General features: G+C 69.0%; 15 protein-coding genes. 4 read left to right on the top strand and 11 right to left on the bottom strand.

All coding sequences use genetic code 11. From position 1 onward, the window contains the following. Positions 1–33: 33 nt before the first annotated feature. From ACYVGY_RS11805 to pyrC, 4 genes are all read right to left on the bottom strand, one after another. Positions 34–390, bottom strand: coding sequence for a hypothetical protein (locus ACYVGY_RS11805; RefSeq protein WP_460457691.1), 357 nt, complete (start codon positions 388–390; stop codon positions 34–36). Between the two features lie 60 nt (positions 391–450). Continuing rightward, positions 451–1,395 (bottom strand): SDR family NAD(P)-dependent oxidoreductase, encoded by a 945-nt coding sequence (locus ACYVGY_RS11800; protein ID WP_460457690.1) that lies wholly within the window; start codon positions 1,393–1,395, stop codon positions 451–453. After that, positions 1,392–2,093, bottom strand: coding sequence for a cupin domain-containing protein (locus ACYVGY_RS11795; protein WP_460457689.1), 702 nt, complete (start codon positions 2,091–2,093; stop codon positions 1,392–1,394). Before ACYVGY_RS11795 ends, ACYVGY_RS11800 begins: the two co-directional genes overlap by 4 nt. Before the next feature lie 92 nt (positions 2,094–2,185). After that, a complete protein-coding gene (gene pyrC / locus ACYVGY_RS11790; RefSeq protein ID WP_460457688.1) occupies positions 2,186–3,235 on the bottom strand; it encodes a dihydroorotase in 1,050 nt (349 codons plus the stop codon). Between the two features lie 123 nt (positions 3,236–3,358). Here pyrC and ACYVGY_RS11785 point away from each other — a divergent pair, with 123 nt between their 5' ends. Then, complete coding sequence (locus ACYVGY_RS11785) at positions 3,359–4,774, top strand: dihydrolipoyl dehydrogenase (RefSeq protein ID WP_460457687.1); 1,416 nt, start codon at positions 3,359–3,361, stop codon at positions 4,772–4,774. Between the two features lie 16 nt (positions 4,775–4,790). Here the strand turns inward: ACYVGY_RS11785 and egtD are convergent, their stop codons facing one another. After that, positions 4,791–5,762: an L-histidine N(alpha)-methyltransferase gene (gene egtD / locus ACYVGY_RS11780; RefSeq protein WP_460457686.1), complete on the bottom strand. Its 972-nt coding sequence runs from the start codon at positions 5,760–5,762 to the stop codon at positions 4,791–4,793. Beyond that, complete coding sequence (gene egtB / locus ACYVGY_RS11775) at positions 5,759–7,054, bottom strand: ergothioneine biosynthesis protein EgtB (protein WP_460457685.1); 1,296 nt, start codon at positions 7,052–7,054, stop codon at positions 5,759–5,761. The genes egtD and egtB overlap by 4 nt, the downstream gene beginning before the upstream one ends. Before the next feature lie 71 nt (positions 7,055–7,125). Between egtB and ACYVGY_RS11770 the strand changes: the two genes are divergently transcribed. Next, positions 7,126–8,274 carry an aminotransferase class V-fold PLP-dependent enzyme gene (locus tag ACYVGY_RS11770; protein ID WP_460457684.1) on the top strand — a complete coding sequence of 383 codons (1,149 nt, stop codon included), beginning with the start codon at positions 7,126–7,128 and terminating at the stop codon, positions 8,272–8,274. 17 nt (positions 8,275–8,291) lie between these two features. Here ACYVGY_RS11770 and ACYVGY_RS11765 read toward each other — a convergent pair whose 3' ends face one another. The 5 genes from ACYVGY_RS11765 to acnD form a co-directional block, all read right to left on the bottom strand. Beyond that, positions 8,292–10,643, bottom strand: coding sequence for an alpha/beta hydrolase fold domain-containing protein (locus ACYVGY_RS11765; RefSeq protein ID WP_460457683.1), 2,352 nt, complete (start codon positions 10,641–10,643; stop codon positions 8,292–8,294). 22 nt (positions 10,644–10,665) lie between these two features. Further along, positions 10,666–11,355 carry an SDR family oxidoreductase gene (locus ACYVGY_RS11760; RefSeq protein WP_460457682.1) on the bottom strand — a complete coding sequence of 230 codons (690 nt, stop codon included), beginning with the start codon at positions 11,353–11,355 and terminating at the stop codon, positions 10,666–10,668. Between the two features lie 58 nt (positions 11,356–11,413). Then, positions 11,414–12,613 (bottom strand): 2-methylaconitate cis-trans isomerase PrpF, encoded by a 1,200-nt coding sequence (gene prpF / locus ACYVGY_RS11755; protein WP_460457681.1) that lies wholly within the window; start codon positions 12,611–12,613, stop codon positions 11,414–11,416. 81 nt (positions 12,614–12,694) lie between these two features. Further along, on the bottom strand, positions 12,695–13,045 hold the full coding sequence (locus ACYVGY_RS11750; RefSeq protein WP_460457680.1) for an endonuclease domain-containing protein: 351 nt from the start codon (positions 13,043–13,045) through the stop codon (positions 12,695–12,697). Positions 13,046–13,227: 182 nt separating this feature from the next. Continuing rightward, a complete protein-coding gene (gene acnD / locus ACYVGY_RS11745; RefSeq protein ID WP_460457679.1) occupies positions 13,228–15,837 on the bottom strand; it encodes a Fe/S-dependent 2-methylisocitrate dehydratase AcnD in 2,610 nt (869 codons plus the stop codon). A 249-nt stretch (positions 15,838–16,086) separates the two neighbouring features. Here acnD and ACYVGY_RS11740 point away from each other — a divergent pair, with 249 nt between their 5' ends. Further along, a complete protein-coding gene (locus ACYVGY_RS11740; protein ID WP_460457678.1) occupies positions 16,087–16,281 on the top strand; it encodes a hypothetical protein in 195 nt (64 codons plus the stop codon). Continuing rightward, entirely contained in the window at positions 16,278–16,931 is a 654-nt protein-coding gene (locus ACYVGY_RS11735) for a hypothetical protein (protein WP_460457677.1), read from the top strand. Before ACYVGY_RS11740 ends, ACYVGY_RS11735 begins: the two co-directional genes overlap by 4 nt. The last annotated feature ends 3 nt before the right edge of the window (positions 16,932–16,934 follow it).

Here is a 16,934-nt window from a genome sequence, read left to right as displayed (position 1 = left end):
GGGTGGGACACGGCGTCCCACGGCGAACAGGCGTCAGGCGGAGATGGGAGGGCGCAGGAAACGCGACAAAGGTGAGGCTGCGACCGTGGAAACGGCGGTCTTCGGCGGGCTGGCGCCCATCACGCGTGGCGTCCACGCCAACGCCGTGCCGGTCAGGGCCGTTGCATGAAGGCAGCAGTCGAAGGCGTGCAGCAGGCCCTCGAGGGTGCCGGGCTCGGGAACCGATTCAGTATCGTCTGCGCAGCCATCGGCCGCGGAAGCGACCTGCACGTGTTCGAGTTCGTGCAGCTCATGGCCGGCACTCAGCACCGGCTGCACCAGCAGGCACAGCACCGCCGAACCCAGCACCAAGGCCAGAAGCGAGCGGAACACGATATTCGGCAGGATCATCACAGCGGCCAAGGGTAGCGGCTAGGGTCCGGGTTACACAATTTCAGCGATCCGGCCAGCTCAGCGCCGGCGACGCTCAAGCGCCACGGATGCCCGCGCGGTGAGCCGATCCACCAGCGCCTCGGCGCCCGCGCCGCCACGGGTGAAGCCGAACGCATGCTCGTCATCGCGCTGCCGGTCGAGCCAGATGCCCTCGCCGGTGGGCGGCCGCGTTGCGGCCAGCCACAGGGCGGTGTCGGCCCCTTCTTCCGGGGTTCGCAGCACAGCGCGGAACAGCTTGCGGAAGCCGGGCAGCGAACTGCGCACGCCATCGGTGTCGACCCAGCCCGGATGCATCACCCACGCCCGCGGCGCGCCGGGGCCGAGCCCGTTCCAGTGATGGGTCAGCGCGAGCTGCGCGCGCTTGTGCTGGGAGTAGGCGCTGAAGCCGTCGTGGCCGGCGGCGGCATCAGCCTCCAGCGCATCCAGATCCAGCGCGGCACCGTACATGCCGCCCGAGCTCATCGAAACAAGGGCGGTGTCGGCGACCAGCGCGCCGCCGCGACGCAGCGCCGCGTCCAGCACCCAGTGCCCCAGCACATTGGTGGCGAAGCTGCGCTCCACGCCCTCGGCGGTCAGCGCGAAATCGTGCAGCATCACGCCCACGTTGTGCACCAGCACGTCCAGCGGTCCCGCGGCCGCAACGTCGGCCGCTGCGCGCTCGATGTCGCGCATCAGCGACAGGTCGACAACGACCGGCTCGATCCGGCCCGGGCCTTGCGCTTTTCGCACGAGTGCGTCGAGCTTCACCGGGTCGCGCGCCAGCGCCAAAACGGTTGCACCGCGGGCCGCCGCGCCCAAAGCAATGGCGAGACCGATGCCGCCGGTGGCGCCGGTGACCAGCCAGCGCTGGCCGCTGAAGTCAGCGTCCAGACCCGCGTCGCCGACGCGCCGCTTGAAGCCAAGGCGCGAGAATGGCCGCGCGAAGCGGGCGTAAAAAATCGCGGCACCAATGGCCTTCTTCATGCCGCCCACCGGCGCAGGAAGTCTTGGTCCAGATGCCCGGTCTTGACCAGGATGCGCGCGCCCAGCGGGGCACGCGGTGCGTGCTGGGAGAGATGCGGACTGCGCAGCCAGCTGCCGGCCGGGTAGCTGCCGTGCTCGTCTTCGAACACGCCTTCGAGCACCAGGATTTCTTCGCCGCCCCAATGCGTATGTGGCTGGAACACGGTGCCCGGCGCCCAGTCCACCAGCGCGGTGTGCTGGGTGCCGAACGAATGCAGCGGCATCACCTGCAGGCCCGGCACCAGGCCGGGGCGCCAGGCCTGCGCCTGGGTGTCGATCCGTACCGACTCGGTGTCACCCGGCTGGAACTGCCGCAATTTCACGAACAGCGTGCAGCCGGCGTCGCTACGCGGCGCATGCCGGCTGCCGTCGGGGTTGCGCAGATAGGTGCCGGGACCGTGGTCGCCGCGCTCATCGCTGAACACCCCCTCCAGCACCAGGATCTCTTCGCCGTCCGGATGCTCGTGGGTCGGAAACACCGAGCCGGGCGCGTATCGCACCACGCTGGTGGCGCGCGCGGCCTCGGCGCCCACCCGGTCCAGCGGGCAGCGGGTCACGCCCGGCGCGGGCGATGGCTGCCAGGGCACGTCGCCGGGGCGGATAACGACGCGCTGGCTGAAGTCGGCGTTGAGGCGCTGGCTGAGGTCTTGGCTGTTCATGCTGCGGATTCTCCCCCGTGCCGCGTGGACAGCAGATGTACGCCCAGCTTGGGGCCGGGCCCGCAGCAGCATTCGCCGGGTGAAGGCAGGGTTCAGCCCGCCGGCGTCTGCAGCCGCCAAGCCAGGCCGGTGCCCGCCCGCAGCGGGACCAGCGCATCGGCGCCTTCGCCCAGTTGGGCCGGCAGGGTCCACGCCTCGCGCACCAGGGTGACGCGGTCGGTGTTACGCGGCAGGCGGTAGAAGTCGGGGCCGTGGAAGCTGGCGAAGGCTTCGAGCTTGTCGAGCGCGTTCTCGGCTTCGAAGACTTCGGCGTAGAGCTCCAGCGCCGCGTGCGCGCTGTACATGCCGGCGCAGCCGCAGGCCGATTCCTTGGCGCCGCGGGTGTGGGGTGCACTGTCGGTGCCCAGGAAGAACTTGGGGCTGCCGCCGGTGGCAGCAGCCACCAGCGCGCGCCGATGTTCTTCCCGCTTGAGCACCGGCAGGCAGTAGTGGTGCGGACGCAGGCCGCCGGTGAACATCGCGTTGCGGTTCATCAGCAGGTGGTGCGGGGTGATGGTCGCGGCGACGTGGGCCGGCGCCGCGGCGATGAATTCGGCGGCCTGGCGGGTGGTGATGTGCTCGAGCACCACGCGCAGCTTCGGGAAGCGCTGCAGCAGCGGCTTGAGCAGGGTTTCGATGAACACCGCTTCGCGATCGAACACGTCCACGTCGGCGCCGGTGACTTCGCCGTGCACCAGCAGGGGCAGGTCGTGGTCCTGCATGGCCTGCAGGGTGTCGGCACAGCGCTGGATGTCGGACACGCCCGCGTCGGAGTTGGTGGTGGCGCCCGCCGGGTACCACTTCACCGCTTGCACGAAGCCGCTGGCCTTGGCCTGGGCGATGTCGTCGGGCGTGGTGCGCTCGGTCAGGTACAGGGTCATCAGCGGCTCGAAGGCCAGGCCCGCCGGCAGCGCGGCCAGGATGCGGTCGCGGTAGGCGCCAGCCAGGGCGACGGTGGTGACCGGCGGCGCCAGGTTGGGCATGACGATGGCGCGCGCGAACTGGCGGGCGGTGTCGGGCAGCACCCGCGCCAGCATGTCGCCGTCGCGCAGGTGCAGGTGCCAGTCGTCGGGGCGGGTGAGACTCAGCGTGCTCATGGGCATGGTTTCGGGACAGTCCGGGTGCGCAGGCGCTCATTTTCCCTGATTCGGGCCGCGTTTGCCCGTGCCTTTGCCCCCATGGCCCGGCTTGGGGGAGGATGGGCCAAGTCACACCGAGTCCTGCCCATGTCACGACACCACGAGGTCATCATCCTTGGCGCCGGCACTGCCGGCCTGGCGGCGCTGCGCGAAGTACGCCGGCGCACCGAGGATTTCCTGATCGTCAACGCCGGACCCTACGGCACCACGTGTGCGCGCATCGGCTGCATGCCGTCAAAGGTGCTGATCGAGGCGGCCAATGCCTTCCATGCCCGCAAGAAGCTGGCTGAATTCGGCGTGGCGGGTGCCGAAGGGCTGTCGGTGGATATCCCGGCGGTGCTGGAACGGGTGCGCAAGCTGCGGGATTTCTTCGTCTCGGGCGTGCTCGAGGCCACCGCCGAGCTGGGCGAGCGCAGCCTCGCCGGACGCGGCCGGCTGCTCGGCGACGGCCGCGTGGACATCGACGGCCAGGAACACACCGCCCGCCGCATCATCCTGGCCACCGGATCAAGGCCGGTGCTGCCTGCGCCCTGGGCCGAGCTCGGCGACCGGATCATCACCACCGACTCGCTGTTCGAACGCCGCGACCTGCCGCGCCGTATCGGCGTGGTCGGCCTGGGCGCCATCGGCGTGGAAATGGCGCAGGCGCTGGCGCGCCTGGGCATCGAGGTCACTGCGTTCTCGCGGGGCGAGCGCCTGGCCGGACTGCAGGACGAGAGAGTAAACGCCACCCTGCGCGCCGCGCTGGAACAGGAGTTCACCCTGCACACCGGCCACGACGTTGAACTCGAAGCCGCCGGCGACGGCGTACTGATGCGTGCCGGCGACTCCCGCGTGGAGGTGGACGCAGTACTGGTCGCGATTGGCCGCCGTCCCAACCTGGACGACGTCGGGCTGGAAACACTGGGCCTGGACCTGGACGATCGGGGCCTGCCGCCGTTCCAGCCAGGCATGCTGCAGATAGGCGACACCGGCGTGTTCATCGCCGGCGACGTCAACACCTTTGCGCCGATCCTGCACGAAGCCGCCGACGAAGGTTTCATCGCCGGCCGCAACGCGATGGCCGAGGAGCCGATCTGCTACCAACGCCGCACGCCGCTGGGCGTGGTGTTCTCCGACCCGACCACCGCTTTCGTCGGCAAGCACCTGCCCGACTTGCCCAAGGACACCGTCGTCGGCGAAGTGGACTTCCGCCGGCAGGGCCGCGCCCGCGCGGCGCAAAAAAACCAGGGCCTGCTGCGTGTGTACGCCGCCAAGGACACCGGCTGTCTGCTGGGTGCGGAGCTGTGCACGCCGTCGGGCGATCACCTCGCCCATCTGCTGGCGCTTGCGATCGACCGCAAGCTAACCGTCTTCGACCTGCTGCGCATGCCCTTCTACCACCCGGTACTGGAAGAAGGCCTGCGTACCGCCCTGCGCAACGCCGGCAAGCAGGTCAAGGACAGCCCGGACCGCAGCGACCTGGCCAACTGCCCGCCGCTGGGCACCGAGGCCTTGGACTAGGTTCAAGTGAGGCGTATCAGGCCGGCTGCAGCAGCCGCAGGCCGAACCAGTCCTTCGGGTCGTTCCAGCCCTGCACCACGGCCAGTCCGGCGCGTGCGGCCAGGCTGGAAAAACCGGCGTCGGTGTATTTGTGGCTGTACTCGACATGCATCGCTTCGCCGGCGGCGAAACGGAAGCACTGGTCGTGCACCGTTACCTGCTGGTCGCGCAGGCTGTCGATGAAGGTTTCGATGCGGCCGGCTTCCGGCAGGTAGACGGCGCGATGGCGGAAACCGTCGAGGTCGAAGTCGGCGCCCAGCTCGCGGTTCAGGCGCGTCAGCAGGTTGAGGGTGAACGCGGCGGTGACGCCGGCGGCGTCGTTGTAGGCGGCTTCGATCAGTTCGGGGGATTTATCCAGGTCGATGCCGATCAGCGCGGCGCCGCCCGGGCCCATGGTTTCGCGCATGGCGGCGAGCAGCTGCACGGCTTCGGTTTCGGTCAGGTTGCCCAGCGTCGAACCGGGGAAAAACACCAGCACCCGGCGCGCCGTGCGCTCGGGTTCGGGCAGCGGCACGGCCTGGGTGAAGTCGCCCAGCACCGGCAGCATCTGCACGGGCCCGAATTCACGGTCCAGGCGCTCGACGCTGGCGACCAGGGCGCTGCGCGAGATTTCCACCGGCGTGTAGGCCACCGGGTCCTGCAGTGCGTCGAGCAGCAGCCGGGTCTTGCGGCCGCTGCCGCTGCCGTACTCGACGACGTGCGTCTGCGGGCCCACCGCGGCGGCGATGTCAGCCGCGCTGGCCTCAAGCAGCGCCAGCTCCACGCGGGTGAGGTAGTACTCCGGCTGCCGGGTGATTTCCTCGAACAGCTCGGAGCCACGTCGGTCGTAGAAATACTTCGAAGGCAGGCACTTGGGCGTCGCTGACAGACCGGACAGCACGTCGCCCAGCAGGTCGTCGCGGCTGGGATGGAGGTCGGTCAGTTCGACGGCATCGGCAGTCGCATTCATGGGGGATCCTTGGCCAGGCGTAGCCCGGAGAACTGCCAGCGGGCATGGGGTGGGAAGAAATTGCGGTAGCTCGTACGGATGTGGCTCGATGGCGTGGCGCAGCTGCCGCCGCGCAGGATGACCTGGCCGCTCATGAACTTGCCGTTGTACTCACCCAGCGAACCCGACAGGGGTGCGAAGCCGGGATAGGCGGTGTAGGCCGACGTCGTCCATTCCCAGACATCGCCGAAGAGCTGGTGCAGGCGCGCGTCGCCGGCAGCCCGCCCCTGCGGATGCAGGGCATCGGAATCGAGAAAGTTCCCATCGCTGGCCTGGCCGGCGGCGGCGTGTTCCCACTCGGCTTCGGTGGGCAGCCGGGCGCCGGCCCAGCGCGCAAAGGCGTCGGCTTCGTAAAGGCTCAGATGACAGGCGGGCGCATGCGGGTCGCGTTCGCGCCAGCCGGCGAGGGTGAATTCGCGGGCGCCGTCCTCGTGCCAGTACATCGGTCGCTGCCAGGCTTCGGCCTGCACGCGGTCCCAGCCGTCGCTGAGCCACAGCGCCGGATCCTCATAGCCGCCTTCGGCAACAAATTCGGTGAACTCGGCATTGCTGACCGGCCGGCTGGCCAGCGCATGCGCCGGCACCAGCACGCGATGCCGCGGCGATTCGTTGTCGTAGGCGAAGCGGCCCGCTGCGGGCCAGGGCGCGGCGCCCTGTTCGACCACCTCTTCCTCGCGCCCGACCCATTGCATCAGGCGCGCCTCACCCGTCGCGTGCACCAGGTCCTTGCGATAGGCCGGCCCGAGGGGGTTGCTCCAGAAGGCGTGCTTGATGTCGGTGAGCAGCAATTCCTGATGCTGCTGTTCGTGGTGCGTGCCCAGTTCAAGCACTCGCAGCGTGGTGTCGTCGAAGCCGCCGGCCTGCAGTTTTTCCAGCAAGCGGGCATCCACCTCCGCCCGGTAGTCCAGCACCTGGGCCAGCGTGGGCCGCGACAACACGCCGCGCTTGGCCCGCGCGTGGAAGGGGCCGACGCTGTTGTAGTAGCTGTTGAACAGGACGTCCCAGCGCGGCTCGACCGGCGTGTAGCCCGCATCAGCAGCCAGCACGAAACGCTCGAAGAACCAGGTGGTGTGGGCCAGATGCCATTTCGCCGGGCTGGCGTCGGGCATGGACTGCAGCATCGCGTCCTCGGCCGACAGCGGCGCGGCCAAAGCCAGGCTGCAGGCGCGAACAGCCCGATAGCGCGTGGCCAGCGCCTGCTTCGCGGGTGGGGGTTCCCGGCGTTCTGCGGTGGCGGATTCATTCACTCGCATTGACTCGAAAGCATACCCCCGGCAGGTGAACGATGCATGATCAGGCGCCGCGCGCGGCGTAAAGTAGGCGTATGCCGATCACACGCTCCGCTTCCGACGCTTTCGTGACCGATGAAGGCGTGCTTTACCTTGATTGCGCGGCGCAGGGCCCGCGCTTGCGCGCCGTGCAGGATGCCGCGATGGCGGCCATGGAGCTCAGTGCGCGTCCCTGGAATCCGCCGCCGGTGTTGCCGCAGGACCTGCGCGAGCAGCTGCGCCAGCGTCTTGGTCGTCTGTTCGACGACGATGCCGAGGGTGTCGCGCTGGTTCCTTCGGCGGCCTATGGTCTGACGACGGCGGCGCGCAACCTGGCGCTGGCGGCCGGCGACGAAGTGCTGGTGCTCGAGGGGCAGTTCCCGTCCAACCTGCTGTGCTGGCAGCAACGCTGCGCCGAGGTCGGTGCGAGCTTGCGTGGCGTGCGCCGTGAGTCCGGCCAGGGCTGGACCGAGGCCGTGCTGGCAGCCATCGCCAACAGTCCGCGCCTGCGCATCGCCACGCTGCCGCAGGTGCGCTGGGACGACGGCGCCGTGCTCGACCTTGACCGCATCTGCGCGGCCCTGCAGGCGCGCGACATCGCCCGGGTGCTCGACCTGAGCCAGAGCCTGGGCGTGCTGCCGGTGGACCTGGCCCGCTGGCGCCCCGACTTCATCGCCTCGGTCGGCTACAAGTGGCTGCTGGGCGCTCGCGGCCTGGCCTGCCTGTGGGTCGCGCCGCGCTGGCGCATGCAGGGGCTTGCCATCGAGAACCACTGGCTTGCCCGCGACGCTGGCGACCAGTGGCGCTTCGCCCTGGCGCCGACCACGCCCTACGCCGCAGGTGCACGCCGCTACGACGCCGGCGGGCTCGACGGCCTGGTGCCGCTGGCGATGGCCCTGGCAGCCATCGACCAGGTGCTGGACTGGCAGCCCGCGCATATCGCCACGGCACTCGCGCAATGCACCGGCGCGCTCGACGACGGCCTCGCCCAGGCGGGACTGTCGGAGTGGAAGACGCCGCACCATGCGCCACACCTCACCGCGTTGCGCCCGCCGGCCGACCGGCTCGAAGCCGTATTCGTGGCGCTCAAGCAGGCCCGCATCGCCTGCACGAATCGCTACGGCCTGCTGCGGATCGCGCCACACCTGCACGTGGCGCCCGCCGACATGGCCCGCGTTGTCGAGGCTGCGGCGCGTGCCGCCTGAAGCGCTGCCAAGTCCTGTCAGTAGAAGCGGAAGGATTCGGGCGCCAGCTGCCTGATGCCTTTTCGGTACTCGGCGGTATAGCCCGGGAAAATCGCCACCACCTTGCCGCTGTCCATGCGGTACCAGCTGCTGCACTGGGTCCAGATCGAACCGGACAGGCGCTGCTGCAGCGCGACGTTGTGGCTGCGCATCACGTCCTCGCGCACCTCGATGGCGCGGTGGCCGCCTTCGGCCACGGCGCGCATGCAGGCGATGGCATAGCGCACCGCGGGTTCAATGTAGAGCAGGGTCGAGGTGTGGCCGGTGGCGGTGTTCGGGCCCAGCAGCAGGAACAGGTTCGGGAAGCCCGCCACGCTGATGCCCTGCCAGGCCTCCGGGCCGTCGCGCCAGGCCTCGGCCAGGGTCTGGCCATTGCGGCCGGCTACGACCACCGACTGCAGCAGGTTGACCGTGTCGAAACCGGTCGCGCAGACCAGCACGTCCAGCTCACGTTCGCTGCCGTCGACGCAGCGGATGCCGGTGGCGGTGAAGCGCTCGATGCCGGCGGTCACCAGCTCCACGTGCGGCTGGCACAGGGTCGGGTAATAGTCGCTGGAATAGATGATGCGTTTGCAGCCCAAGGGGTAGTCGGGCACCAGCGCGGCACGCAGCCCGGCATCGGTGACCTGCGCCTGCAGGTGCCGGCGCCCTTGCCACAGCATGATGCGACGCATCAGCGTGCCCTCTTCGAAACCACGCCGCCCCAATTCCAGGAACGCCACCCAGAACCGTCGCACCAGCGCGGCCCAAGGGGGCACCCGCGCCAGCCAGCGGTCGAACCAGCGGTACTTGCGCTCGAGCCGCGGCAGCACCCAGTTGGCCGTGCGCTGGAACAGATAAAGCTGCCCTGCCTTCGCGGCCACTGGTGGCACCAGCTGCACGGCGGTGGAACCCGTGCCGATGACGCCCACGCGCTTGCCCTGCATCGCCACCTCCGCATCCCAACGGGCGCTGTGCAGGCGCTCGCCACGGAAGTCGTCCAGCCCGGGAATATCGGGCCAGCGCGGCTGGCTCAGCGGGCCGGTGCTGCAGATGAAGAACTGCGATTCGAAGCTTTCGCCGCTTTGCGTGCGGAAATGCCAGCGGCCGCTGGCTTCGTCGTAGCGGGCCTCGGTAAGGCGCGTGCCCAGGCGTAGCCGCGCCGTCAGGCCATGGCGTTCGGCCAGCGCCTGCTGGTAGGCCTGGATCTCGGACGCGTTTGCAAAGCGCTGGCGCCAGCGTGGGTTGGGCGCGAACGAGAACGCATAAGCCGGCGCCGGCACGTCCACCTGGGCACCGGGGTAGCGGTTGTCCCACCAGGTGCCGCCGATGCCCTCGCTTTGTTCAAGCATGACGAAGTCGTGCAGACCGGCTTTTTGCAGTTCGATGGCGGCGCAGAGGCCGGACATGCCGGCGCCGAGGATCACCGTGTGGTGGACATGCCTTCGCCCCTCGCCCGCATCCCGCGCACGCGTGAGGAATTGCGCTATCCGCGCCACCGCCGCATCCGCGCTCGGCAGCTGGCCCGCGTGCAGCTGGAACACATGCCAGCGGTCTGGGGTGAGGTCGCGCTGTGTTTCCACGCCGGCCTGGGCCAGGGCTTCAAGCAGGGCCTCGGCCTGCGGCCGCAGCAGGTCGTCGCTGCCGAACTGCACCAAGGTCGGCGGCAGACCGCGCAAATCGGCCAGCAGCGGCGACACCCGCGGGTTGGCGAGGTCGTCGCCGGCGTAGTGGCGGGCGTTGGCGTGCAGCCAGCGCTCGGTCAGCATCGCTTCGCCCGCCACCGGCGGCAACGGCGTTGATTCGCGCAGGTCCACCAACGGCGCCAGCAGCGCCAGCGCGGTGGGTTGCGTGCCGCCGCGTTCGCGCAGCATCAAGGCCAAGGCCAGCGCCAAGCCGGCACCGGCCGAATCGCCGGCGACCTGCACCGGACCCTCGCTGGCCAAGGCATCGAAGGCCGCGAGCGCGTCGTCCAGTGCGGCCGGGAAGGGATGCTCGGGCGCGAGCCGGTAGTCGATCACCACTACCGGCAAGCCGCTGTCGCGCGCCAGCCAGGCGGCGAGCGAGCGATGCGTTCGCGGCGAGCCCACGGTGTAACCGCCGCCGTGCAGGAAAAGTATATTGCCGTCGCGCACCGGTGCGGCGCGTTCGTCGGCCCATCGCTCGGCGCGGACGCTACCGACACTGAGGTCGCGGCGCGTGATGCCTTTGGGCAGCCGGCCGATGCTTGCCATCAGATGCAGCCAGCGCCGCTGCCATGTAACCGGCCAGCGGGGATGGAAGGCAGGCTTCAGCAGACAGCGCAGCGTTGTGCGCAGCCCCGCAGCGATCATCCGCTCAGCGAAGGTCATACGAGCCTGCCGGGCCGCAGCCTCAGACCCGGCCGACGACAGGAATCAGCGCACCGGTGATGGCGCTCGCCCGCTCAGACAACAGGAAGACGATCGCGTCGGCCAGCTGCGAGGGCTGCACCCAGCGGCTGAAGTCGGCATCGGGCATGTCGGCCCGGTTCGGCGCGGTGTCGAGGATGCTGGGCAGCAGCGCGTTGACGGTGATGCCGCGATCCTTGAGCTCTTCCGCCAGGGCTTCGGTGAGGCGCATCACGCCCGACTTCGAGGCCGCGTAGGCTCCCATGCCGGCGCCCGCCTTCACTGCGCCATTGGCGCCGATGTTGACGATGCGACCCCCGTCCGGAAGCTGCGGCAGCGCCGCCTGGCAGGCCGCCACGGCGGTGCGCACGTTCATCTGGTACATCGCTTCCCAGGTGTCGAGGGAGCCGCCCGCCACTTCTTCCCAACGGAAGCCGCCGGCGATATTGACCAGGCCGTCGAGGCGGCCGTGCTGCTTGGCGATGGTCGCGAATGCGGCGTTCGCCGCCTTGGCATCTCCCAGGTCCAGGCCGCCGTGCAGGCTGGCGCCCTTGAGCGCTGCGGGTTCACGGGGCGCATCCGCCAGATCAATCGCGGCCACCTGGGCGCCCTGCGCCAACAGGGCCTGGACCACGGCGGTACCCAGCGTGCCGAAGGCGCCGGTGACGGCGATGGTTTTTCCGGATAGGGACATGTCGCACTCCTACTGAATCGTTAGCAGCATGGTAACCGAGGCCATGTGCGCTCCGGCTTCACGCCTCCAGGCTGTTCGCCGGCACGCGCACCGCGCCCTCCATCAGCACGCGCGCGCTGCGGCTCATGATGGCCTTGCGCACCACCCACGCGCCCTTGACCTGGCTGGCCTCCGCGCCCACCCGCAGAGTGCCGCTGGGGTGGCCGAAGCGCACCGCGCTGCGCTCGCCGCCGCCCGCGGCGCGATTGACCAGCGTGCCGGGGATGGCGGCGGCGGTACCGATGGCCACCGCGCAGGTGCCCATCATCGCGTGGTGCAGCTTGCCCATGGACAGCGCGCGAACGTGCAGGTCGATCTCGCTGGCCGCGACCTGCTTGCCGCTGCTGGTGCGGTAGTCGGCCGGTGGCGCGACGAAGGCGACCTTGGGCGTGTGCTGGCGCGTGGCGGCCTCGGCCACGTTCTTGATCAGACCCATGCGCACGGCGCCGTGGGCGCGGATGGTTTCGAACATGGCCAGGGCCTTCGGGTCGCCGTTGATGGCGTCCTGCAGTTCAGTGCCGGTGTAGCCGATGTCCCGGGCGTTGACGAAAACGGTGGGGATGCCGACGTTGATCATCGTCACTTCAAGCGTGCCGACGCCGGGCACCTCGAGATGATCGGTGAGCTGGCCGGTCGGGAACATCGCGCCGCCGCCCTCGCCTTCGCCCTCGTCAGCCGGGTCGATGAACTCCAGCACGATCTCGGCGGCCGGGAAGGTGACGCCGTCGAGTTCGAAGTCGCCGGTTTCCTGGACCTGACCGTTCGTGATCGGCACATGGCAGAGGATGGTCTTGCCGATATTGGCCTGCCAGATGCGCACCACGAAGATGCCGTTCTCCGGAAGCCGCGAGGGCTCGATGAAGCCGTTCGCGATCGCATAAGGGCCCACCGCCGTGCTGAGGTTGCCGCAGTTGCCGCTCCAGTCGACAAAGGCGGTGTCGATCGAGACCTGGCCGTAGAGATAGTCCACGTCATGACCCGGCTGGCTGCTCGCGGCGATGATCACGCACTTGCTGGTGCTCGAGGTCGCACCGCCCATGCCGTCGGTGTGCTTGCCGTAGGGGTCGGGCGAGCCGATGACGCGCATCAGCAGCGCATCGCGGGCCGGACCGGGGATGCGCGCGGCTTCGGGCAGGTCGTCGAGGCGGAAGAACACGCCTTTGCTGGTGCCGCCGCGGAGGTAGGTGGCGGGGATTTTCAGCTGCGGGGCTTGGGGCATGGGGTTCTCGCTGGGTTCGGGGCGGGTTCCCCCTCTCCCCAACCCCTCTCCCACAAGGGGAGAGGGGTTGGGGAGAGGGGCTCAGGAGCCGGGTGGCTTTGCTCCCCTCTCCCCTTGTGGGAGAGGGGCCGGGGGAGAGGGGCCGGCGCAGAGCGCACGCCAGATCTCATCCAACACCCCCTGCGTATTCTGCAACACCTCATGATTCCAGAATCGAAGCACCCGAAACCCCTGCCCCGCCAGCCACGCATCCCGGACGCCATCACGCAGGCTGGCGTGGTGTTGACCGCCATCGGCTTCAACCACCAGGCGATGCCGGAAGGCGACGAAATCGACGATGTAGGCACCTAGTGGCTGCTGCCGCTTGAACTTGAATCCGGCGAAGCGATGGGCGCGAAGGTGGAACCAAAGGCGGTGTTCGGCTTCGGTCATGGTGGTGCGGAGGTGTTTTGCGAAGGGGTGTGAGGGCATGGCGGGTTCCCCTCTCCCCAACCCCTCTCCCACAAGGGGAGAGGGGCTTTAGACCGGCTTTATCCCCTCTCCCGCGAAGGACAGGGCTTTCTCCCCTCTCCCCTTGTGGGAGAGGGGCCGGGGGAGAGGGGTCCAATCTTGCCTCAACCCCCCTTCGCCGCCGCCAGGAAATCCTGCGCAAACCGCTGCAGAACACCGCCCGCTTCATAGATCGAAACTTCTTCACCCGTATCCAGCCGGCAAACCACCGGCACCTCGAGGCGCTCGCCGCTGCGACGCGTCACGCCCAGCGTCAGCGTCGCGCGCGGGGTGCGCTCGCCGATAACGTCATAGACCTCGGTACCGTCCAAACCCAGCGTCTTGCGAGTCGTGCCGGGCAGGAACTCCAGCGGCAGCACGCCCATGCCGAGCAGGTTGGTGCGATGAATGCGCTCGAAGCCTTCGGCCACGATCACTTCCACGCCCGCCAGGCGCACGCCCTTGGCCGCCCAGTCGCGGCTCGAGCCTTGGCCATAATCGGCACCGGCGACGATGATCAGCGGCTGGCCGCGTTCCATGTAGGTTTCGATCGCTTCCCACATGCGCATCACCTGCCCTTCCGGCTCCACGCGCGCCAGCGAGCCCTTCTTTACCGCGCCGTCCACCACCGCCATTTCGTTGCTCAGGGTCGGGTTGGCAAAGGTGGCGCGCAGTGCGGTCAGGTGGTCGCCGCGATGGGTGGCGTAGGAATTGAAGTCCTCTTCGGGCAGGCCCATCTTCGCCAGGTATTCGCCGGCGGCGCTGTTGGCCAGAATCGCGTTCGAAGGCGAGAGATGGTCGGTGGTGATGTTGTCGCCCAGCACGGCCAGCGGACGCAGGCCGCGCAGGGTGCGCTCACCCGCCAGCGCACCTTCCCAATACGGCGGTCGGCGGATGTAGGTGCTCTGCGGGCGCCAGTCGTACAGCGGGCTCACCTTGGCCGTGTTCTCGACCACGACCTTGAACATCGGCTCGTAAACGCTGCGGAACTGCGCCGGCTTTACCGACGACTTCACGATCGCATCGATCTCTTCGTCGCTCGGCCACAGGTCCTTTAGCGTGATCGCGTTGCCGCTGGCATCGTGCCCCAGCGCGTCCTTCTCAATGTCGAAGCGGATGGTGCCGGCGATCGCGTAGGCCACCACCAGCGGCGGCGAGGCCAGGAAGGCCTGCTTGGCGTAGGGATGGATGCGGCCGTCGAAGTTGCGGTTGCCGCTGAGCACGGCGGTGGCGTACAGGTCGCGGTCAATGATCTCTTTCTGGATCACCGGGTCCAGCGCACCGGACATGCCGTTGCAGGTGGTGCAGGCGAAGGCGACGATGCCGAAGCCGAGCTGCTCGAGCTCCTGCTTCAGGCCGGCTTCGTCCAGGTACAGCTCGACCGTCTTGGAGCCCGGCGCCAGCGACGACTTCACCCAGGGCTTGCGCACCAGGCCGGCGCGGTTGGCGTTGCGCGCCAGCAGGCCGGCGGCGATCACGTTGCGCGGGTTCGAGGTGTTGGTGCAGCTGGTGATGGCGGCGATGATCACCGCGCCATCGGGCATCAGACCCTCGGCTTCCTGCGCGCGGGCCGCGGCGAGATTGCCGGCGATGCCTTTGGCCGCGAGGTCAGCGGTGGCAACGCGTGCATGCGGGTTCGACGGGCCGGCCATATTGCGGCCCACGACCGAAAGGTCGAAGGACAGCGTGCGCTCATACTTGGCGGTAGTCAGCGCGTCGGCCCACAGGCCGGTGTGCTTTGCGTAGGTCTCGACCAGCTTTACCTGCTCGTCGCTGCGGCCGGTCAGGCGCAGGTAGTCGATGGTGTTGTCGTCGATGAAGAACATCGCGGCAGTAGCGCCGTACTCGGGCGCCATATTGGAAATGGTGGCGCGGTCGCCCAGCGTCAGCGCGGCGGCGCCTTCGCCGCGGAACTCCAGCCAGGCGCCGACCACTTTCGAAGCGCGCAGGAATTCGGTGAGCGCCAGCACGATGTCGGTGGCGGTGATGCCGGGCTGCGGCTTGCCGCTGAGCTCCACGCCGATGATGTCGGGCAGGCGCATCCAGGAGGCGCGGCCCAGCATCACGTTCTCGGCTTCCAGCCCGCCGACGCCGATCGCGATCACGCCCAGCGAATCCACGTGCGGCGTGTGGCTGTCGGTGCCGACGCAGGTATCGGGATAAGCAACGCCGTCAAGCACACCGATCACCGGGCTCATTCGCTCCAGGTTGATCTGGTGCATGATCCCGTTGCCCGGCGGAATCACGTCCACGTTCTTGAACGCGAGCTTGGTCCAGTCGATGAAGTGGAAGCGGTCTTCATTTCGGCGATCTTCGATGGCGCGGTTCTTGGTGAACGCATCCGGGTCAAAGCCGCCGCACTCCACCGCCAGCGAGTGATCAACGATCAGCTGCACCGGCACCACCGGATTCACCTGGGCCGGGTCACCGCCCTGGTCGGCGATGGCGTCGCGCAGGCCGGCCAGGTCCACCAGCGCGGTCTGGCCCAGGATGTCGTGGCAGACCACGCGCGCCGGGAACCAGGGGAAGTCGAGGTCGCGCTTGCGTTCAACCAGCTGGCGCAGCGAGGCGTCCAGCGTGGCCGGCTCACAGCGGCGCACCAGATTCTCGGCCAGTACCCGCGAGACATAGGGCAGGCCATCCCAAGCGCCAGACTGGATCGCCTCCACGGCGGCGCGGGCGTCGAAATAGTCCAGCGAAGTGCCGGGCAGCGAAGTGCGGAAAGCGAGGTTCATGGGCATGCCAAAAGCGGGGACGCGCCATTATCCCGGAGCCGCCCTTGCCCGTCATGTCCGCGCAGACCGCGATCTGGCGCGGCGCCCCGGCCAGGGATTGCATTTCAAGGGAGGCCGGCCGGGCAAGCGGGCAATTCGCCCGATCCGGCCGGTAGCGCCTGGCGTCAGCGCGCAACGCGGCCGCCTATGGCGGGCTGGCACGGTTCCTGCTGATTCGTACTGGAACCCCCTCGCAACGGAGCCTCCCCGATGACCGTCCTGATGCGCGATGAATTGAACGAGGCCGATCTGGCTTGGGCCGCCGCCGAACCGTCGGTGGCCTCCGTGATGGGGCAACTGCTGCGTGCGAGGGATGCGCTGAACGTCGGGACGCCAGCGGCCGTTGCGCCGATGCGCGACGAGACGGTCGATCCCACCGTCCTGCGCGCCCGGGGTGCCCTGTGATTGCGCGCGCCCTGGGCGCGTTCGCACTGGTCGCGTCGGCGGGCTTCGCCACCCCGTGGACGGCGCCGGGGAATAATTCCGAGCATGTCGCCGTGGCGGCCGATGCCGCGCCCAGCCTGCACGACGCCGTGGAAAACGCCGCCCACCGCCACGTGCCGGGCGCTGCCGGCCAGACCTGGGTGCTCGACAGCATCCAGCGCTCCTCGCCCGACATCGATGGCAGCGCGTTTATCGTAGCCAGTGGCCGCATCATGGCTAGCGACGGCGCCGGCACCCAGGTCCGCCTGAGCGGCCGCTACCGGCCAGACACCGGCGAAGTATCCCGCGTCAGCTACCGCCTTCAGGCTGCGTCACCGCGCCCGGTCGTTGCCGACGCCGCCGGCGGCTGGACGCTGCAGCAGGCGGTCCAGCACGCCTTCGGAGAGGTCCTGCCCGATCAGCCGATGCAGTTCGTGCTGTCATCGGCGCAATCCTCGCGGGTGGAAGGTGGCGGCCGTCGCTTCGATGGCGCCGGCATCGGCACCTGGGGCGAAGGTGACGCCCGCTTCGTCGCCTTCACCCTGACGCTCTCGGCGCGTGGCGAAATGGTGGTCTTCGACTATCGCGCCGAAGGCCAGGGCGATGGCTTGGAATTCCTCGCACGCGACTGACCC

This window comes from Arenimonas alkanexedens, assembly GCF_054781355.1.
Note: the sequence above shows the minus strand (reverse complement) of the source record. Positions and strands in the feature narration are given on the sequence as shown.